Source organism: Mesorhizobium sp. M00.F.Ca.ET.216.01.1.1 (assembly GCF_004010325.2).
Classification (GTDB): Bacteria; Pseudomonadota; Alphaproteobacteria; order Rhizobiales; family Rhizobiaceae; genus Mesorhizobium.
The window spans coordinates 17263-35642 of record NZ_SADR02000036.1 but is presented as its reverse complement, the minus strand read 5'-3'; the positions used below and the strand labels follow the sequence as shown (position 1 = coordinate 35642).

Annotated in this window: 17 protein-coding genes and 1 pseudogene; 9 read left to right on the top strand and 9 right to left on the bottom strand. The window is 62.5% G+C overall.

What is annotated here, in order from left to right:
• Positions 1-15: 15 nt before the first annotated feature.
• Complete coding sequence (locus EN859_RS31660; RefSeq protein ID WP_127856531.1) at positions 16-879, bottom strand: RNA polymerase factor sigma-32; 864 nt, start codon at positions 877-879, stop codon at positions 16-18.
• Between the two features lie 323 nt (positions 880-1202).
• Between EN859_RS31660 and EN859_RS31655 the strand changes: the two genes are divergently transcribed.
• The 3 genes from EN859_RS31655 to EN859_RS31645 all read left to right on the top strand — a co-directional run bounded on the left by EN859_RS31655 (position 1203) and on the right by EN859_RS31645 (position 3598).
• Positions 1203-1976 (top strand): amino acid ABC transporter substrate-binding protein, encoded by a 774-nt coding sequence (locus EN859_RS31655; protein ID WP_127856530.1) that lies wholly within the window; start codon positions 1203-1205, stop codon positions 1974-1976.
• A gap of 174 nt (positions 1977-2150) precedes the next feature.
• Positions 2151-2831: an ABC transporter permease subunit gene (locus EN859_RS31650; RefSeq protein WP_127856529.1), complete on the top strand. Its 681-nt coding sequence runs from the start codon at positions 2151-2153 to the stop codon at positions 2829-2831.
• A complete protein-coding gene (locus EN859_RS31645; RefSeq protein WP_127856528.1) occupies positions 2828-3598 on the top strand; it encodes an amino acid ABC transporter ATP-binding protein in 771 nt (256 codons plus the stop codon). The genes EN859_RS31650 and EN859_RS31645 overlap by 4 nt, the downstream gene beginning before the upstream one ends.
• 101 nt (positions 3599-3699) lie before the next feature.
• On the opposite strand, the gene EN859_RS31640 is transcribed toward EN859_RS31645, so the two are convergent.
• The 6 genes from EN859_RS31640 to EN859_RS31615 all read right to left on the bottom strand — a co-directional run bounded on the left by EN859_RS31640 (position 3700) and on the right by EN859_RS31615 (position 11751).
• On the bottom strand, positions 3700-4281 hold the full coding sequence (locus tag EN859_RS31640; RefSeq protein ID WP_006327799.1) for a CarD family transcriptional regulator: 582 nt from the start codon (positions 4279-4281) through the stop codon (positions 3700-3702).
• A gap of 468 nt (positions 4282-4749) precedes the next feature.
• Positions 4750-5088 (bottom strand): ferredoxin FdxA, encoded by a 339-nt coding sequence (gene fdxA / locus EN859_RS31635; RefSeq protein ID WP_127856527.1) that lies wholly within the window; start codon positions 5086-5088, stop codon positions 4750-4752.
• A gap of 141 nt (positions 5089-5229) precedes the next feature.
• Positions 5230-5622: an RNA-binding S4 domain-containing protein gene (locus EN859_RS31630; RefSeq protein WP_127856526.1), complete on the bottom strand. Its 393-nt coding sequence runs from the start codon at positions 5620-5622 to the stop codon at positions 5230-5232.
• Between the two features lie 15 nt (positions 5623-5637).
• The gene (locus EN859_RS31625) at positions 5638-9021 is read right to left on the bottom strand and encodes a helicase-related protein (protein WP_127856525.1); all 3384 of its coding nucleotides are present in this window, start codon (positions 9019-9021) and stop codon (positions 5638-5640) included.
• A gap of 735 nt (positions 9022-9756) precedes the next feature.
• Positions 9757-10482: an acetoacetyl-CoA reductase gene (gene phbB / locus EN859_RS31620; protein ID WP_127856524.1), complete on the bottom strand. Its 726-nt coding sequence runs from the start codon at positions 10480-10482 to the stop codon at positions 9757-9759.
• Between the two features lie 90 nt (positions 10483-10572).
• The gene (locus EN859_RS31615; protein ID WP_127856523.1) at positions 10573-11751 is read right to left on the bottom strand and encodes an acetyl-CoA C-acetyltransferase; all 1179 of its coding nucleotides are present in this window, start codon (positions 11749-11751) and stop codon (positions 10573-10575) included.
• 305 nt (positions 11752-12056) lie between these two features.
• On the opposite strand from EN859_RS31615, the gene phaR reads away from it, so the two are divergent.
• The gene (phaR, locus tag EN859_RS31610) at positions 12057-12665 is read left to right on the top strand and encodes a polyhydroxyalkanoate synthesis repressor PhaR (RefSeq protein WP_127856522.1); all 609 of its coding nucleotides are present in this window, start codon (positions 12057-12059) and stop codon (positions 12663-12665) included.
• Between the two features lie 272 nt (positions 12666-12937).
• Here the strand turns inward: phaR and EN859_RS31605 are convergent, their stop codons facing one another.
• Positions 12938-13384 carry a hypothetical protein gene (locus EN859_RS31605; RefSeq protein WP_127856521.1) on the bottom strand — a complete coding sequence of 149 codons (447 nt, stop codon included), beginning with the start codon at positions 13382-13384 and terminating at the stop codon, positions 12938-12940.
• A 100-nt stretch (positions 13385-13484) separates the two neighbouring features.
• Between EN859_RS31605 and EN859_RS31600 the strand changes: the two genes are divergently transcribed.
• The 4 genes and pseudogenes from EN859_RS31600 to EN859_RS31585 all read left to right on the top strand — a co-directional run bounded on the left by EN859_RS31600 (position 13485) and on the right by EN859_RS31585 (position 17048).
• Positions 13485-14174 (top strand): TetR/AcrR family transcriptional regulator, encoded by a 690-nt coding sequence (locus tag EN859_RS31600; RefSeq protein WP_127856520.1) that lies wholly within the window; start codon positions 13485-13487, stop codon positions 14172-14174.
• Positions 14174-14761 (top strand): annotated as a pseudogene (locus tag EN859_RS31595) (citrate/2-methylcitrate synthase). The gene EN859_RS31600 and the pseudogene EN859_RS31595 overlap by 1 nt, the downstream one beginning before the upstream one ends.
• Before the next feature lie 243 nt (positions 14762-15004).
• On the top strand, positions 15005-15787 hold the full coding sequence (locus EN859_RS31590) for a 3-hydroxybutyrate dehydrogenase (protein WP_127856519.1): 783 nt from the start codon (positions 15005-15007) through the stop codon (positions 15785-15787).
• A gap of 130 nt (positions 15788-15917) precedes the next feature.
• Entirely contained in the window at positions 15918-17048 is a 1131-nt protein-coding gene (locus tag EN859_RS31585; RefSeq protein WP_127856518.1) for a patatin-like phospholipase family protein, read from the top strand.
• 156 nt (positions 17049-17204) lie between these two features.
• Here the strand turns inward: EN859_RS31585 and EN859_RS31575 are convergent, their stop codons facing one another.
• A complete protein-coding gene (locus tag EN859_RS31575; RefSeq protein ID WP_127856516.1) occupies positions 17205-17801 on the bottom strand; it encodes a TetR/AcrR family transcriptional regulator in 597 nt (198 codons plus the stop codon).
• Positions 17802-17918: 117 nt separating this feature from the next.
• Here EN859_RS31575 and EN859_RS31570 point away from each other — a divergent pair, with 117 nt between their 5' ends.
• The gene (locus EN859_RS31570) at positions 17919-18380 is read left to right on the top strand and encodes a (2Fe-2S)-binding protein (RefSeq protein ID WP_127856515.1); all 462 of its coding nucleotides are present in this window, start codon (positions 17919-17921) and stop codon (positions 18378-18380) included.

Below are 18380 nucleotides of genomic sequence, written 5' to 3'. Positions count from 1 at the left end.
TAGGGACAGATAGGTTCAGGCGGCTGTCGCCAGGAACTCGGGGTTCTGCTCCACCAGGGCCACCTTGAGCTTTTCCATGGCGCGTGCCTCGATCTGGCGGACACGCTCCTTGGAAATGCCGAGCGCCTCGCCGAGCGCCTCGAGTGTCGTGCCCTCGTCGCTCAGCCGGCGTTCCTCGATGATCCTGAGCTCGCGGGCATTGAGCGCATTGAGTGCCTGCTTCAGCCACAGCGAGCGGCGTTCGATGTCGATGGTATCGCCGACGACTTCGTCCGGCAAGGGATCTTCCGAAATCAGGAAGTCCATCCGCTCGGTAGCACCTGTATCATCGGCAAGCGGCGTGTTGAGCGAGCTGTCGGGGGCCGAAAGGCGGGAATCCATCATCGCCACGTCGGCCTCGGAGACGCCGAGCGCCACCGAAACCTCGCGATAGAGGGAGGCGTTCGAGATCGGCTCGGAGCCGTTCGCCAGCCGCGCACGCAAGCGCCGCAGGTTAAAGAACAGTGCCTTCTGCGCCGAACTGGTGCCGCCGCGCACGATCGACCAGTTGCGCAAGATGTAATCCTGCATCGAGGCGCGGATCCACCATGTCGCATAGGTCGAAAACCGCACCTCGCGCTCGGGCTCGAAACGCGCGGCCGCTTCCAGCAGGCCGACATGGCCCTCCTGGATCAGGTCACCCAAGGGCAGGCCGTAGTGACGGAATTTCGAGGCCATGGAAATAACCAGCCGCATATGCGCAACGGTGATCCGGTGCAGCGCCTGCTGGTCGTTGTCTTCCTTCCAACGCAGGGCCAAAAGGTGCTCCTCGTCACGCTCGAGATAGGGAGCTTTCATCGCCGCGCGGACCATGGTCCGTCCTGCAGTGTCTTCGATCATGCCGGCTCCTTGTTCCGGGCATTGCCGACGGCCTGGCTGCCGCGACGGCGTCTGAGGTGATTGAAATCGCGACGCCGTGCCCTACAACAGCCAAGAAACGTGCCACGCCGGGGAATGTTCCCGTTGCTGGTGTCGCTCGGGTCGTGTTGTCCCACAGAGTACGGCGACGATACCAGTCGGGTCGAGGCAGTGGGTTTTTGAGTATTGGATTTCGGAAGCGGCTTATTTTTGAAAATCTGGTTCCTTATTTTGCGGGCCTTCATCTGTCAGTTTCCGGCTCTCACAATGCGCCGGACATCGGCCAAGGACGGGATCACAGAAAAATGAAATGGCTCAAATCGATCATCATCGCCGGAACGTTGCAGGTTCTGGCTGTTGCTGCCGGCCACGCCGGCGCCAACCTCGACCAGATCAAGCAGGCTGGCGTTTTCAAGGTCGGCACCGAGGGCACCTACGCGCCCTTCACCTATCATGATGCCTCAGGCGCATTGGTCGGCTTCGACGTCGAGATCGCAGAGGCGATCGCCAAGCGCCTCGGCGTCAAGGTCCAGTTCCTCGAAGGCAAATGGGACGGGCTGATCGCCGGCCTCGACGCCAATCGCTACGACGCCGTCATCAACGAGGTCGGCATCACCGAGGCGCGTAAAGCCAAGTATGATTTCTCCGATCCCTATATCGCCTCCAAGGCGGCGCTGATTGTGCGCGGCGACAACTCCGACATCAAGAGCTTCGCCGACCTCAAGGGCAAGAAGGCGGCGCAGTCGCTGACCTCGAATTTCGGCAAGCTCGCCGAAACGAATGGGGCCGAGCTCGTCGGCACGGACGGCTTCGACCAGTCGATCCAGTTGCTTCTCACCGGCCGCGCCGACGCCACTATCAACGACAGCCTGTCCTTCCTCGACTTCAAGAAGCACAAGCCAGACGCCAATGTGAAGATCGCGGCGCAGGAAGAAAACGCCGACTATTCCGGCGTCATCGTGCGCAAGGGCGATCCGGAACTGGTCGCCGCCATCAACAAGGCGTTTGCCGACATCAAGGCCGACGGCACCTACCAGAAGATCGCCGACACCTATTTCGGCCAGGACGTTTCGAAGTAGACGCATTTTCGCGAGCGGGCCGGTCGCAGGTTTTGTATCGCGGCGAGCCGTCTTTGACGGCCCGCTGGTTTTCGCGTGATATGAAGCCTTGTATTCGCGCTTCGACCAGGCCGGACCGCTGCGCACTTTGGGCGACATGCATTAGAACGGCGATCAGGCAAAGAGGGGCTTTTCGTGCCGCATTGGCTGCAATTGATGCTGGAATCGCTGCCCACGCTATTGCGGGCGGCGCTGATCTTCACCGTGCCGCTGACGCTGCTGTCGTTTGCATTCGGCCTCTTCGTCGGACTGATCGCCGCGATCATCCGGCTGTTCGGCCCGAAGCCATTGGTCGCCGTGGTCCGCTTCTATGTCTGGATCTTCCGCGGCACGCCGCTTCTGGTGCAACTCTTCCTGATCTTCTACGGCCTGCCCTCGGTGGGTATCCTGCTCAATGCCTTTCCCGCGGCGCTGATCGGCTTCACGCTCAACATCGGCGCCTACACGTCCGAAATCATCCGTGCGGTTATCGGCTCGGTGCCGAAGGGGCAGTGGGAGGCGGCCTACTCGATCGGCATGACCTGGGCCCAGGCGATGCGGCGCACGATTCTTCCACAAGCAGGGCGCGTCGCGGTGCCGCCACTGTCCAACACCTTCATCTCCCTGGTCAAGGATACCTCGCTGGCAGCCGCCATCACCGTGCCGGAAATGTTCCAGGCGGCGCAGCGCGTCGTCGCCACCACCTATGAGCCGCTGATCCTCTATGTCGAGGCGGCGGCGCTCTATCTGGTGATGAGCTCGGTGCTGTCGGCGCTGCAGGCGCGGCTGGAAAAGCGGCTCAACCGTTATGGCGGCTTCCTGGAGGCGCGCTCATGATCGGCCTCATCAATATCGAGAAGCGCTTTGGCGACAACCTGGTGCTGAAGAGCGTGACCGTCACCATCGAGGAAGGCAGCGTCACCGCCCTTGTCGGGCCTTCGGGTGGCGGGAAAAGCACGCTTCTGCGCTGCATCAACCTGCTTGAGATCCCGACCTCGGGTACGGTGCGCATCGGCGACGATGCGCTCGAGTTCCACCCCGGCGCCAGGGTTTCCACCAAGGCCATCCAACGCCTGCGGCTGCAGACCGGCATGGTGTTCCAGAATTTCCAGCTGTTTCCGCATCGCACCGCGATCGAAAATGTCATGGAGGGGCTGGTGACGGTGCTGAAATGGCCAGCGGGCCGGGCGCGCGAGCGGGCGCTCGCTCTGCTCGAAAAGGTCGGCATGGTGCACAAGGCCGATGCCTGGCCGGCGACGCTGTCGGGCGGCCAGCAGCAACGCGTGGCGATTGCACGCGCGTTGGCGCCATCGCCGAAAGTGCTGCTTTGCGACGAACCGACCTCGGCGCTCGATCCGGAACTGGCACAGGAAGTGGTCGACGTGCTCGGCCAGCTCGCCAGCGAAGGCACGACGATGGTGATGGCGACGCATGATCTGCGGCTCGCCTCCAAGATCGCTCGGGAAGTGGTGTTCCTGGACGCCGGCACGGTTGTCGAGAAAGGCCCGGCAGCCGTGCTGTTCAGCAATCCGGAGCGTCAGCGGACCAAGCGGTTCATTGCGACGCTGAAGCAGGAGGCGGAGAAGGAAGGCGGCGAAGGCTAAATAGGGAGGTCCGGATGAGAGATCGCTTCACATTGCGCTTCGCCAGCAAACAAAAAACCCGGCGCGAGGCCGGGTTTTCTTGAATTCGAAAGCGAAAAGGCTCAGGCAGCTTCTTCCTGCTCGGCTTCCTCGTTGTCGGCCTTGGCGCCGCGCTTCGGGCCCTTGTTGAGGTTCACCTCGATGAGGCGCACCGCTTCGGTTTCCGACATGCGGTTGACGGCCGCGATCTCGCGGGCCATGCGATCGAGCGCTGCCTCATAGAGCTGGCGCTCGGAATAGGACTGCTCCGGCTGGTTGTCGGCGCGATAGAGGTCGCGCACCACTTCCGAGATCGAGATCAGGTCGCCGGAATTGATCTTCGCATCATATTCCTGGGCGCGACGCGACCACATGGTGCGCTTGACGCGGGCGCGGCCCTGAACGACCTTCAGCGCGCGCTCGACGTAGTCCTCCTCCGACAGCTTGCGCATGCCGATGGAGGTCGCCTTGGCGACCGGTACCTTGAGGCGCATCTTGTCCTTCTGGAAGTCGATGACGAACAGTTCCAGCTTGTGGCCCGCAACTTCCTGCTCGTCGATCGAGACGATCTGGCCGACACCGTGCGCCGGATAGACGATGTACTCGCCGGTCTTGAAACCGTGGCGTGCCGCGGTGGACTTCTTCTGCGGGGTGATCGTTGCCATTACGCCCTGAACTCCTTGTTGTGGTGCCGGCAACCTGCCGGCGAACTCGCTAGATCGGGTCACCGACCGTTAGCCGCACAACAGATGAACCCACCGGAAAAGCCAGGACCGGCAAATCGCATAAAATGCGACCGCCTGCCCCAGATCGCTCTGGTCCGGATTGAGGACTCACCTTTCAGTGATTTGGGGCGTTTGCGCCATAAATCGACGTTGTGTCACCGGCATGTTTCGCTCATATAACACAAAAAGTCGGAAGAATCAAGGTTTTGCTGCATACGCGAGGGCCGCAACCCACGCCGCCTGTCAAGACAGTTGGCGTGTCAGGACTGTTACGCAACGTCATGCCGGCCCAGCCGACGTCACCATTACAGTGCCGCGCGCTCTTTCTGGCGCACAAAGACGCTGTAACATTTTTGACTTTGCGCATGATCCTTTCCGAAAATCGAATCCGATTTTCGGGGTCATGCGCTAGTCGCCTTCGCCGGGCTCGGCCGAGAAATATTTCTCGAATTTGCCGGTCTCGCCGTCGAAGGATTTGGCGTCGGCCGGCGGCTCTTTCTTGGCGGTGATGTTCGGCCATTTCTCGGCATACTCGGTATTGATCTGCAGCCACTTTTCGAGGCCTGGCTCGGTGTCGGGCTTGATCGCATCGGCTGGGCATTCCGGTTCACAGACGCCGCAGTCGATACACTCGTCGGGATGGATGACGAGCATGTTCTCGCCTTCGTAGAAACAGTCGACCGGGCAGACCTCGATGCAGTCCATGTATTTGCATTTTATGCAATTGTCGGTCACGACATAGGTCATCGTTTGGCTCCGGGACATCCCGTTTTGTTAAGCTTTTTTGGTGAGGTAACGCCTTTGCCAGCCGCTGGCAAGGGCAGCCATTCCCGGTGAGGCCAGCGTTTCCGGAATGGAATTCCAGCGGGCCGGCGTGGTGAAGACCGGTTATGGTTCGTCTTCGCCGTGCAGCCGGTCGGTCTCCCGGCGCTCCTTCTTGGTCGGGCGGCCGCTGCCAGCCTCGCGCAGTGGCGGAATCGCATCGGGAACGGCCTCGCCCTTTGGTGCCGGCGGAGGCGAGATGTCCTCGTAGAGCGTGCGCGCCTCCTCGGCAGGGCCGCGCCGGGTCCCCGTGCCCAGCACCTTCCAGACGAAGATGCGCCGCTCGAGCGTTATGGTCAGAACGTCACCGGGCCGGACCATATCGGAGGCCTGCGCTGCTTTGTCGCGATTGATGCGGACGCGCCCGGCGACCACCAGCTTGGCCGCCAGCGAACGCGATTTCACCGCGCGTGAGAAGAACAGCCATTTGTCAATGCGCTGGCGGCCTTCGGCAACCATCGGACTTGGCAGCGCCTACTTCTTCAGCTGGTCGCGCAATGCGGCGAGCTTGGCGAAGGGCGAGTCCGGGTCGAAGCGCACCGGACGCTCCTCGCGCGGCTTCGGCTGGAACGCGGGCTTTCCGCCTTGCGCGCCCTTGCCGTCCTGTCGGCCCTTCCAGTCGGAGCGGTTTTCGCGACGTTCGGGGCGTTCGCCTTGCGGCTTGCCATCGCGCCGTTCTCCTGCCTCGGCCTGCGGCCTGGGCTTGAACTTGCTGCGATCGAAGCGCGGCTTGCTGGCGCCGTCGCGTTGGTCGCGGCGTCCCTCATGGGCCGGCCGGCTGGCCTGCGCGCCATCAGCGCCTGCCTGCGAATCGCTTGCGGCTTGTCCGTGGCGCGGGCGATTGTCTCTGCGGTTGTCATGACGGTGGCGCGGACGCTGGTCGAAGCGGCCCTGCCGCCACAACAATATGGGTTTTGGCTCCTCGGCCTCGGGCGCAGCCTCGCCGGTGGCGGCTTCGGCCGCCGCGGCAGGGTCGGCCTGCACCGCTTCTTCCGCAGGCGAAGCCTCAGCAGCCGGCTCTGCCGGCGCGGCTTCAATTTCGGGAGCTTCGGGCGACTCGGCTTCGGGCGCAGCTTCAGCAGGCTTTTCGGCGACGGCTTCCCCGGCGAGCGGCGCCTCTTGCGTGACTTCGGCTGAAGCCACAGGCGGCTCTTCCGCGACAGGCTCCGCCACGTCGGCAACAGGCTCGGCCGAAACTTCGATCGCGGCTTCCGTCACGACAGCTGCATCCGTGACAGGTTCAGAACCCTCGACCGGCGTCTCGGCACTGGCTTCCGCAGCCGCAGCTTCCGGCGCCCTGGCCTGCTCGGCCTTCGCCGCCTCTTCCGCCGCCAGCTTGGCCGCGGCAGCTTCACGCGCGGCATTGTCCTGTGCTTCGAGCCGCGCCTTGACCTCGGCCGCCGGCTTCGGCTCGGCGCGATAGCCAAGGCCTTTCAGGATTTCTTCCATGTCGTCGGCCGTCGCCCCGAGGATCGACATCATCGGCGGCGTCACCATGAAAGACTGACCGTCATAGGCGCCGTCGGGGCGCTGGCCGAGGCCCGGCTTCCAGTTGGTCGCCGGCCGGATCAGGTCGGCCAGCCGTTCCAGAATGTCGACGCGCACCGCGCGCCGGCCGAGATTGCGGTAGCCGGCCAGCTTGTAGAACGTCTTGTCGAAGGTCGGGTCGATGACCACTGAGGTACGGCCGGAAGCCAGCGCGTGAACCACGTCACCAAATCCCGGTTTGTCCTTGCCGTCGTTCTGCAACGCCCACAGCAGCGTCACCAGCCCGGCCGGCGCTGGCTTGATCAGCGCGGGCACAAAGACGTGGTAGGCGCCGAAGCGCACGCCGAGCCGGCGCAGCGCAGCGCGGCCTTCCTGATCGAGCGACCGCATCTCCTCGGCGATGTCGCGGCGGTTGATGAGGCCGAAATGCTCGACGAGCTGGAAAGCGATGCCGCGGCCGATGCCGGTGATCTGCTCGGCGTTCTTGAGGTCGACCAGCGGCTTCAGCAGCGACTCGATCTGGAAATTGACGAAGCGCTCGCCGCGCGCCGCAACCTTGTCGCGGGCGGGACCGGTGAGCTGCTCGTCGGCCAGCAGCACGAGGCGCGGCTTCAGTGCCTCGTCGCCTGCGACCAGCGTGCCGATCGGCGCACCGATCCAGCGCAGCGTGCCGTCGGAGCCAAGCGCGATGTCGCCATTGGCCGAGGCGCCGAAGCGTTCGGCCCGCGCCTCGAACTCGGCTGCAAGCGCCTTCTGGGCGGCCGTGCGCACGGCCTTGGCATCCTCACCGCCGGCGCTCTGATCGGCGGTGAAGCGAAAGCCCTGCAACTCGCCGACATGGTGGCCTTCTACGAGGACGGTTCCGGTTGGACTAATTTCGGCTTCAGGCATGGTATTTTCTCTAAGGCGCCGCATGAGGACGGAAGTCCTGCGGTCTACGAAGCGTTTCGTCAACCGCTCATGCAGCGCATCCGACAATCTGTCTTCGATTTCGCGTGTCTTTTCCTGCCAGTGTGCCTGATCGGCCAGCCAGCCCGGCCGGTTGGATACGAAAGTCCAGGTGCGGATCTGAGCTATCCGGTGCGACAGCGTGTCGATATCGCCCTCGGTCGTATCGGCACGGCGCACCTGCTCGGCCATGTAATTCTCGTCGACATGGCCATGCCTGGCAAGGTCCATGTAGATCGAGGCGATGAGATCGGCGTGCTGGGCCGGCGCGATCTTCCTGTAGTCGGGCAGGGCGCAGACTTCCCACAGCAGCGCCACGCGCCTGGCGTCGGTGGCCAAGGCGCGGATGTCCTCGTCACGCGACAGGTGCTCGAGCGCCTGAGCGTCCACCGCCGGCAGGGCGCGCGTCAGGCCTTCGACCGGCGCATTGGCCTCGATCGAGCGCTTCAGCGCGTCGAGGCTGGCGAAGTCGAAATGCGCGGTGCGCCACTGCAGCACCTTCACCGGATCGAATTCGTGCCCTTCGATCTTCTTGACCAACTCTTCATCCAGCGGGTCGACCTGGCCGGTGACGCCGAAGGTGCCGTCGCGCAGGTGCCGCCCGGCGCGGCCGGCGATCTGGCCGAGCTCAGCGGACGCCAAGTTGCGATACTGGAAGCCGTCGAATTTACGGTTCTGGGCGAAGGCGACATGGTCGAGATCGAGATTGAGCCCCATGCCGATGGCATCGGTGGCGACCAGGTAGTCGACGTCGCCCGACTGGAACAGCGCCACCTGAGCGTTGCGAGTGCGCGGCGACAGCGCGCCGAGCACGACTGCGGCACCGCCTTGCTGGCGGCGGATCAGCTCGGCGATGGCATAGACCTCGTCGGCGGAGAAGGCGACGATCGCCGTGCGTCGCGGCAGGCGGGTGAGCTTCTTCGAACCGGCATAGGCGAGATGCGACAGCCGTGGCCGCGTCACCACCGACACGCCCTTCAGCAGCCGCTGGAGGATGCCATGCATGGTCGCTGCGCCAAGCAGAAGCGTTTCCTGGCGGCCACGCAGATGCAGGATGCGGTCGGTGAAGATATGGCCACGCTCGAGATCACCGGCCAGCTGCACCTCGTCGATGGCGACAAAGGCGGCGTCGGTCTCGCGCGGCATGGCCTCCACCGTGCAGACCGAATATCTGGCGCCGGCTGGCTGGATCTTCTCCTCACCGGTAATGAGCGCCACCTTGTGTGCGCCGACCTTCTCGCAGACGCGCGAATAGACCTCGCGGGCAAGCAGCCTGAGCGGCAGCCCGATGACGCCGCTCTCATGCGCCACCATGCGCTCGATGGCGAGATGGGTCTTGCCGGTGTTGGTCGGGCCAAGCACAGCAGTCACGTCGCGGCCCGACAAGATCAGCGGCTGAATGTGTTTTGGCGGGATATTCATCGGCTCGGAAACAAGGCTTTCTGCCGCGTGTTGTCGGGAGCGCGCCTTGTTGTGGCGCGTATGACAGGCGACACATAGGGACTTAGCGCGCGAAGCGAAAGCAGAATGTTCCGCCGGCGGGCCAGCAGCTCCTGCCCGAGGTCCGTAATCCGTTCCCGATTAACAGGTGGAACGAGTCTGGAACGAATCGGCGACGAATCACTGACTCATCCAGATTCAGGGTTTGTTCACGGCTATATGTGGATTTTTTTACGGTGAGTCTCACCACATGCTGAATCGCCCGAACTGGCCCGATTCATGCAAGGCGGGCATTGCCGTTAACCTTTGCCGGCGGACGATCGTCGCCGCCGGCCCGACGTCGTCCAAGCTTATGAAATTATTGACTTTTCTTAACGGGCGTTAATAATTTGGGCGTTGGTTTCGGCCTTTGCCGTTAACGTTCTGGCCAAAGCCGGAACGAATCGGCGACGAATCAGCGATAGCTAAACTTTCCCGATTTGTTCACCCCAACATGTTGTGTTGTGAACAGGTTTTCCACCGAGAATCCACAGGTTGGGGAACAAATTTCGCACAAGCTGCGCAGCCGCCGTTAACCTTTGCGTGCCGGATTGGGGCAGTGCGTCGCACTGGAGCCCGCCGTAACGAGCTTACAAATGAAAAAACGGACCGGCTCCCGCCCCTTTGCCTTGGTGCTTGTCCGTTACAGCGCCTCGTCTCCAGGCTGCTGATGAAGCTTCAGGCAATATACTGGCCGCCATTGGCGGTGATCGTCGAGCCGGTGATGAAGCCGGCATCGTCGGAAGCGAGGAAGACGACGCAGCGCGCAACCTCTTCCGGCTCGCCGAGGCGGCCGACGGGGATTTGCGGGATAATGCGCTCGTTCAGCACCTTCTCGTCGATCGCCCTGACCATTTCGGTGGCGATGTAGCCGGGGCAGATGACGTTGACGGTGATGCCGGCCCGCGCACCCTCCTGCGCGAGCGCCTTGGTGAAGCCGATGTCGCCGGCCTTCGAGGCCGAATAATTGACCTGGCCGGTCTGGCCCTTCTGGCCGTTGATCGAGGAGATGGTGATGACACGGCCGAATTTGCGGTCGCGCATGCCGCCCCACAGCGGGTGCGTCATGTTGAAGACGCCGGACAGGTTGGTATCGAGGACCTCTTTCCACTGCTCGCGCGTCATCTTGTGGAACATGGCGTCGCGGGTGATGCCGGCATTGTTGACCAGCACGGAAACCGGGCCGAGGTCGGCCTCGATCTGCTTGATGCCGGCGGCGCAGGCGTCGTAGTCGGCGACCGACCATTTGTAGACCGGTATGCCGGTCTCCGCCCTAAACTTCTGTGCCGCTTCATCATTGCCGGCGTAATTCGCGGCAACCGAATAGCCGGCATTCTTCAACGCGATCGATATCGCGGCACCGATGCCGCGCGACCCACCGGTGACGATTGCAACCTTGCTCATCCGTTTCCCCTTTTTTGATATAGCCCTGTTTTCGGGCTTTTCATGCACTGGATAGAGCGGGCGGCTTGCGCCGCCCGGATATCTCTACCGCTACATCGCTTCCACGCACATTGCGACGCCCATGCCGCCGCCGATACAAAGCGTCGCGAGGCCTTTCCTGGCGCCGCGGCGCCTCATCTCGTAGACCAGCGTGTTGAAGATACGGGCACCGGAGGCGCCGATCGGATGGCCGATAGCGATGGCGCCGCCATTGACATTGACGATGGACGGATCCCAGCCCATGTCCTTGTTGACGGCGCAGGCCTGGGCGGCGAAGGCCTCGTTGGCCTCGACTAGGTCGAGATCGCCAGCCGACCAGCCCGCTTTCGCCAGCGCCTTGCGCGAGGCAGGAATAGGCCCGGTGCCCATGATCTGCGGATCGACGCCGGCGGTCGCCCAGGAAGCGATGCGCACCAAGGGCATGATGCCGCGCCTTGCGGCGTCCGCTTCGGTCATCAGCACCACGCCGGCGGCGCCGTCATTGAGGCCGGAGGCGTTGGCGGCGGTCACCGTGCCGTCCTTGTCGAAGGCCGGTTTCAGCTTGGTCATGGCGTCGATCGTGGCGCCGTGGCGGATGTACTCGTCCTGATCGACGATCGTATCCTCCTTCCTGCCCTTAACGGTGACGGCAACAATCTCGTCCTTGAACCTGCCGGCCTTCTGGGCAGCCTCGGCCTTGTTCTGGGAGGCCAATGCGAACCGGTCCTGGTCCTCTCGGGTAATCTGGAATTGGCGGGCGACGTTTTCGGCGGTGTTGCCCATGTGGTAGCCGTTGAAGGCATCCCACAGGCCGTCCTTGATCATGGTGTCGATCATCTTGTAGTCGCCCATCTTGACGCCGGCACGCAGGTGTTGAGCGTGCGGTGACAGCGACATCGATTCCTGCCCGCCGGCGACGATCACCCTGGCATCGCCAGTGGCGATCTGCTGCATGCCGAGCGCGATAGCGCGCAGGCCCGAGCCGCAGACCTGGTTGAGGCCCCAGGCGGTGGTTTCCTTTGGCAGGCCAGCATTGATCGATGCCTGACGGGCAGGGTTCTGGCCCTGAGCGGCGGTCAGCACCTGGCCGAGGATAACCTCGTCGACCTCGGCCGGCTCGACACCGGCACGCGACAATAGTTCTTTGATGACGACGGCGCCGAGCTCATGCGCCGGGGTGGCGGCAAAGGCACCGTTGAAGGAACCGACGGGTGTACGCGCCGCGCTTGCGACAACGATGGCAGCGGACATTTTCTTCTCCAGGCTTCGGGGTTGTCGAGGTTTTAGGGTTATGGTCAGGGACTTTTCTTGCCCTTTCCATGATCCAAGTCAAACCGGAAATGGACATCCCGGCCATGCACTGCAAGCGGGCCACTCGCTGCCATCGTGGCAGCTCGGCCTTTGCTGCGCAGCATATTCCGCCTGCCGTGCAGCATTAATTGATCCCGCACTGCACAAACCACTTGGAATTGTGACACTTTTTCGCATATCCTCAAAAAGGCACAATCGTTCCCGGCTGCTTACCTCAAGCGCGCCGGTGTCCCGGGAGGATACTGATGGCCGCAAAAGACGACCCGATCATCATCAAGAAATATGCCAATCGCCGCCTCTACAACACCGGAACCAGCACCTATGTGACGCTCGAAGACCTTGCCGACATGGTCAAGAAGGGCGAGGAGTTCACCGTCCAGGATGCCAAGACAGGCGACGACATCACGCATCCGGTGCTCACCCAGATCATCTTCGAGCTAGAGAACAAGGATGGGCAAAACATGTTGCCGATCCCGTTCCTGCGCCAGCTGATTGCCTTCTACGGCGACCAGATGCAGATGATCGTGCCGAGCTTCCTCGAACAGTCGATGATCGCCTTCGCCAAGGAGCAGGAACGCTTCCGCGAGCAGATGAAGGGCGCATTCGGCAAGTCGCCGATCGACATGATGAAGATGACCACGCCGATCAAGGCACTGGAAGAGCAGACGCGCCGCAACATGGAAATGTTCCAGAACGCCATGCGGCTGTTCACGCCCTTCCCGCCTGCCGGCAACAACTCGGCGGCGGCTCCAAGTGAGCCGGCCAGGAAGGAAGCGCCGGAAAAAACCGATGACCTTCAGGAGCTGAAGGAACAGATCGCCGCCATGCAGCGCAAGCTCGACACCATGTCGTGATCACCGACTGGACGAAGGCTGGCCGAAACCTCTCCCAGCAGGCCGTGTCAAAACGTCTCTGCCTTGAATGAGGCAGAGATACCATCCCGCCCCCGCCTATTTCGCCATTGGCCTCAGATCAATATCAATGCAGCGAAAAAGATTGAAGGCGAGGACCGACAGTGCCATTTCGCTGCTTGCTCCCTGTTGACAGAGACGTCTGTCGACGATCGATCCCGGCTACATAACCCGGCTATATACCCCTCCCTTTCCGGCACAGCAGTCTTATCGGCCTACTTCGTCGTCACGGTCACCAGAGCGGTAACAGGTTTGCCGTCCACAAGAATGGGCTGGTGATAATCATCGGCAAGGAGGACGCCGATCACGTGTTTGCTGGCGGCATCCGGGCAATGGCCAAAGCGAGCCTTGATAAGGTCACCGCCAAAATCGCTATTCATGCTGTTGTACGGCTTGCCGGGGATGTTGCAGCTGTCTCCGGCGGGATCGATCTTCATATGCAGATGGCCGCATTGGCTGACGTCGCCGCATTCACCCGCGGGGAGCAGCTTGTAGTTGCTCCTAACGACGACGCCTATCGCCTTCTCGGAATCGTCGCCGAGTTCGATGACGGAACCGGCCGTCGGCCAGACGATTTCCAGGATGGGCCGATCCCCCGCCTGGGCTGATCCGAGCGACAATAAGGAGAAAGCGAGGGCAGTCGTTGCGATGATGCGAAGCATGGTAATCTCCGTTGATGTGTAATCGTTGATTACATTTAAATCGCTCAGGCGCAAGGAAAATAATCAGTGATTACATTTTGGCCTCGTGCTATTGGGAGGCATGACCAAGACCACTGATTCCGGCGAAGCCGGCAACACCAAGCGTTATCATCACGGCAATCTGGTCGAGGCCTTGATCACTGCAACCGTGGAGATCATCGAGGAACGCGGAGCAGAGCATGTGTCTGTACGCGAGGCCGCAAAGCGTGCCGGCGTTTCGCCCGGTGCGCCATTCCGGCATTTTCGATCGAAAACAGCACTGCTGACCGCAGTCGCCGAACAGGCCATGAACCGGCTGACAGAGGCCGTTGCCAATGCACAGTCAAAAGTCGACAGCGCAGATCCCGTCGCGGCTTTTGAAGCAATCGGACAAGGTTATCTGGAATGGGCGATTACCAATCCCACGCATTTCCAGATCATCAGTTCCCGGACGCTGATCGATTTTGATGCGTCGGAAAGTCTTCGTGATCAGAATGAAGCCATTCGCCGGAAGATGATTGACCTGCTGACCCAAGCCCAACAACAGGGTCGGCTTGCTCCGAACACCGACTTCGATCATCTGGTGCTCGCCGCGCGTGCGTTTGTTTATGGGTTGGCACGCATGGCGATTGATGGTCATTTTCCGGAGTGGCATCCGTCCGAGCCGCCATCTCTCGCCGTGCAGAGGGCTCTGCGTCTTTTCATGAGCCAGATGACCATTCCATCTAAAGCGCAATCCCAGGAGCACGCGACGAGGGCCCGGGATCGCTGATGGTGCGCGACCATGGCCTCAACGCATCGACCTTCGCAACGCGCGTGGTAGCCTCGACGCAGGCCGGCCTGACCTCGGCCGTGCTGGCCGGGCTCGGTGCGCTCAAGGGCTCGCTGCATGGCGGTCGCCCGGCCCGGTGATCGAGATGCTGGACGCGATCGAGGGCGCATGGCGATGCGGCCGGCTGGCTGCGCGATGAAATCGCGCGCGGCGAGCGCATCATGGGGTTTGGCCATCGCATCTACCGCGTGCGCGATCCGCGCGCCGACGTGCTGAAAGCGGTCGTAAGACAGTTCGGCAGCGAGGACGGAACCGGCCGGCGGCTCGCCTTCGCCGAACGAGTGGAGCAGACGGCGCTCGACGTGCTTCGGGCCGCCAAGCCGTCGCGCTCGATCCAGACCAATGTCGAGTTCTACACCGCGCTTCTGCTGGAGGCGGCGGGCTTTCCCAAGGATGCGTTCACCAACGTCTTTGCCACCGGCCGCGTGGCCGGCTGGATCGCCCATGCGCGCGAGCAGCAGACGGCCGGCCGGCTGATCCGCCCGCAGTCGCGCTATGTCGGGCCGATGCGGGACCTTGTCGCCTGAAACCGCCCTTGCTCCGCCCGTTGTACGGGCGGAGCAGCATCCAAAGAGCCGTATGACGGACAACGCCGGCCCTTGGCTGTCCACACCGGTTCGGCCTCTTCCTCTCGGCGAACCTGAGAAGGCGGCCGTTCATGACAAAAATTTCATGTCGCCGGCAAGCCGCATCGCTGTTTCTTGCGCCGCATAAGACATATATGCTGCAGTGCAACATGTCCCGTCAGAGCAGCACTGAAGGATTTCGCCTTGCCCAGCACAAAGACAGCCATCGTCACCGGTTCCACCTCGGGCATCGGTCTGGCCATCGCCCACGCACTTGCCGCTGAAGGCCACAACGTCGTCGTCAATTCCTTTTCCGACACGGCCGACGACCATGCAGTTGCCGATGCGATCGCGAAGCACCACAAGGTGAAGACCGCCTACATCAAGGCCGACATGTCGAAGCCGGCCGAGTGCCGGGCGCTGGTGGCGAAGGCCGCCGAGACATTTGGCTCGGTCGATATCCTGGTTAACAATGCCGGCATCCAGCATGTCGCGCCGGTGGAAACATTCCCGATCGAGAAGTGGGACGCGATCATCGCCATCAACCTGTCGTCGGCCTTCCATACCATCGCTGCCGCCATCCCGCTGATGAGAGAGGCCGGCGGCGGCAGGATCGTCAACATCGCCTCGGCCCACGGCCTTGTCGCCTCGCCGTTCAAGTCGGCCTATGTCTCGGCCAAGCACGGCATCATGGGGCTGACCAAGACGGTGGCGCTTGAACTGGCGCGCGACAAGATCACCTGCAACGCCATCTGCCCCGGCTATGTGCTGACGCCGCTGGTCGAGGCGCAGATCCCCGACCAGATGAAGGCCAACAAGATGGACCGCGAGACGGTGATCCGCGAGGTCATGCTGGAAAAGCAGCCGACCAAGGAGTTCGTCACGGTTGAGCAGATTGCCGCCGCGGCGGTGTTCCTGTGTTCGGATGCGGCCGCGCAAGTCAACGGCACGCATATTTCGGTCGATGGCGGCTGGACCGCCGAGTGAGGCCGGAGACCGCCATCATTCAACGCGCATCTAGCTCGACCGCGCTCGGTTCTTTTCTCTCGCGAACAGGGGACGGCTCGGCGGCGGGCGTAGCTTCTGCCGCAATCCCCCAACATCGAAGGAATTCGCCATGACGAAAAACGGCAAGGCGGAGGAGATCAAGAAGATCAACATCGCGCTGCAGGGCGGCGGCTCGCACGGCGCCTTTTCCTGGGGCGTGCTCGACCGGCTGCTGGAGGACGGACGGCTCGACATCACGGCGGTTTCCGGCACCAGCGCCGGCGCCATGAACGCGGTGGCGCTGGCCGATGGGTTCGTCCGCGGCGGTGTCGAAGGCGCGCGGCGCAAACTCGACGACTTCTGGCACGCGGTGGCGCTCAAGGGCCGGTTCAGCCCGGTGCAGCGCATGCCGTGGGATGTCGCCTGGGGCAACTGGTCGATCGAGAACACGCCGGGCTATTTTTTCTTCGACACCATGTCGCGGGTGTTTTCGCCCTATGTCGCCAATCCGCTCGGCCTCAACCCGCTGCGCGACGTAGTCGAACAGGAGATCAATTTCGGCAATGTACGCGCCTGCAAGTCGATGGAGCTGTTCATCTCCGCGACCAATGTCGAGACCGGACAGTTGCGCGTCTTCTCGGACGGCGAGATCGACCTCGACACGGTGATGGCCTCAGCCTGTCTGCCGCAGCTGTTTCGCGCCGTCGATATCAAGGGCGTGCCCTACTGGGATGGCGGCTATGGCGGCAATCCGGCACTGTTCCCGTTCTTCAAGACGGCGGCGACCGAGGACGTGCTTTTGGTACAGATCAATCCGGTGGTTCGCGAAGGGACGCCGAAGAGTGCCAACGAGATCCAGAACCGCATCGACGAGATCACCTTCAATGCCGGGCTGCTGCGCGAGTTCCGTTCGATCGCCTTCGTCAAGGAACTGATCGCTGCCGGCCGGTTGCCGCATGGCGAATACCGCGACATCCGCATGCACCGCATCGATGCCGACGAGGCATTCAAGGACCTGTCGGCATCGTCCAAGGTCAATGCAGAATGGGCGTTCCTGACCTATCTGCGCGACCTCGGCCGCACCGCGGCCAGCGACTGGCTGGAGGAGAATTACGACGCCGTCGGTGAACGGCCGACGCTCGATCTCTCCGGCGAACTCGACGACGGCTTCAAGCCGATGCGCGGTCCGGCGCCGGGCCGGCGGGTCAAGGAATTTCTTGCAGCGCGCAAGAAGCCCGAGTCAGCGCGCCGTCAGGCTTAGGATCTGTTGATATTCGGGTGATGCCGGCCTGCGAACGGCGGTTTCCTGCGCTTCCAGTACTCACGTACCCAAAAGTACGCTCCGTTCCGGTTCTCGGAACCCACCGTTCTCGACTCGGCCTGACCCGAATCTCAACAGATCCTGCCATGCCGTACCTCATTCAGCACTTAGCGCGAGATCAATCACCCGGATCAGCGCTGCCGCCGCCTGACGCTGCTCGCTCGGATCACTGATACGCGTCTTCATGCCTTCCAGCCCGTCGAGCAGCATGTCGGCGAGCAGCCGCGCTGACAGGCCCTTGGCGGCAAGATCGACGCCGTTCTGCCTGGCTTCGCTCTCCACCGCCTTGGCGATGTGTTCGACAAGACCGCCACGCCAGCGGCCGACGAGGTCGGCGACGCTCGACTTCATATCGAGCAGCTCGGCGCCGTGCGGCGAGGCATGGACGACGCCCATCATCGAAATCAGTGCGGCGTCGACTGCGCGCATCATGCGTTCGGCGAAAGCGCCCTTGCTTTCGAGTTCCGTTTTCGCCTGCTCGACCGAGCGGCCAAGCAGCATCAGGGCGATGGCGCGGAAAATGTCGGTCTTGTTCTTGAACAGGAGATAAAGCGCCGGCCGCGACATTTCGGCGGCGCGGGCAATGTCGTCCATGGTGGTGCGGGCAAAACCATAGGCCAGAAACACCTTCATCGCGCCCTCCAGAATGCGGGCACGTTTTGGGTCGGCGGCGATGTCCTCGATCTCGATCATGGTGCAACTTTATCCTGCAAAAGCTCTATTGACAAAATGACGTAATTTGTCAAGATGTAAGGGGACGAGCTAGCCCAATGGGGGCTGTTTCGCCGCCGGGATCAACAAGGGTACCCCATGCGCCTCACCGTCGACGGCCAGCAATTCGACATCAATGCCGATCCCGAAATGCCGCTGCTTTGGGCGCTGCGCGATCTCATGGGCAAGACAGGGCCGAAGTTCGGCTGCGGCATCGCTGCCTGCGGCGCCTGCACGGTGAATGTCGACGGCCAGGCCGTTCGCTCCTGCTCGCTTCCGGTCGGCCAGGTCACCGGTGCGGTCACCACAATCGAAGGCATCGGCATCGACGGCAAGCTGCACCCGGTGCAGCAGGCATGGCTGGAGGAACAGGTCGCGCAATGCGGCTACTGCCAGGCCGGCCAGATCATGAGCGCGGTGGCGCTGCTTGAAGAGGTTGCCGCCCCGAGCGATGCCGACATCGACGACGCCATGGGCGGCAATCTCTGCCGTTGCGGCACCTATCCGAAGATCCGGACAGCCATTAAACGAGCTGCCGTGCTCAAGACGGCGGGGCTCTGA

Coding starts and splice junctions, on each gene's coding strand:
- EN859_RS31585 (WP_127856518.1), top strand. CDS start 15,918: ATGACGAAAAACGGCAAGGCGGAGGAGATCAAGAAGATCAACATCGCG.
- EN859_RS31660 (WP_127856531.1), bottom strand. CDS start 879: ATGATCGAAGACACTGCAGGACGGACCATGGTCCGCGCGGCGATGAAA.
- EN859_RS31575 (WP_127856516.1), bottom strand. CDS start 17,801: ATGATCGAGATCGAGGACATCGCCGCCGACCCAAAACGTGCCCGCATT.
- EN859_RS31655 (WP_127856530.1), top strand. CDS start 1,203: ATGAAATGGCTCAAATCGATCATCATCGCCGGAACGTTGCAGGTTCTG.
- EN859_RS31630 (WP_127856526.1), bottom strand. CDS start 5,622: ATGGTTGCCGAAGGCCGCCAGCGCATTGACAAATGGCTGTTCTTCTCA.
- phaR (WP_127856522.1), top strand. CDS start 12,057: ATGGCCGCAAAAGACGACCCGATCATCATCAAGAAATATGCCAATCGC.
- EN859_RS31570 (WP_127856515.1), top strand. CDS start 17,919: ATGCGCCTCACCGTCGACGGCCAGCAATTCGACATCAATGCCGATCCC.
- EN859_RS31640 (WP_006327799.1), bottom strand. CDS start 4,281: ATGGCAACGATCACCCCGCAGAAGAAGTCCACCGCGGCACGCCACGGT.
- EN859_RS31625 (WP_127856525.1), bottom strand. CDS start 9,021: ATGAATATCCCGCCAAAACACATTCAGCCGCTGATCTTGTCGGGCCGC.
- fdxA (WP_127856527.1), bottom strand. CDS start 5,088: ATGACCTATGTCGTGACCGACAATTGCATAAAATGCAAATACATGGAC.
- EN859_RS31605 (WP_127856521.1), bottom strand. CDS start 13,384: ATGCTTCGCATCATCGCAACGACTGCCCTCGCTTTCTCCTTATTGTCG.
- phbB (WP_127856524.1), bottom strand. CDS start 10,482: ATGAGCAAGGTTGCAATCGTCACCGGTGGGTCGCGCGGCATCGGTGCC.
- EN859_RS31645 (WP_127856528.1), top strand. CDS start 2,828: ATGATCGGCCTCATCAATATCGAGAAGCGCTTTGGCGACAACCTGGTG.
- EN859_RS31600 (WP_127856520.1), top strand. CDS start 13,485: ATGACCAAGACCACTGATTCCGGCGAAGCCGGCAACACCAAGCGTTAT.
- EN859_RS31615 (WP_127856523.1), bottom strand. CDS start 11,751: ATGTCCGCTGCCATCGTTGTCGCAAGCGCGGCGCGTACACCCGTCGGT.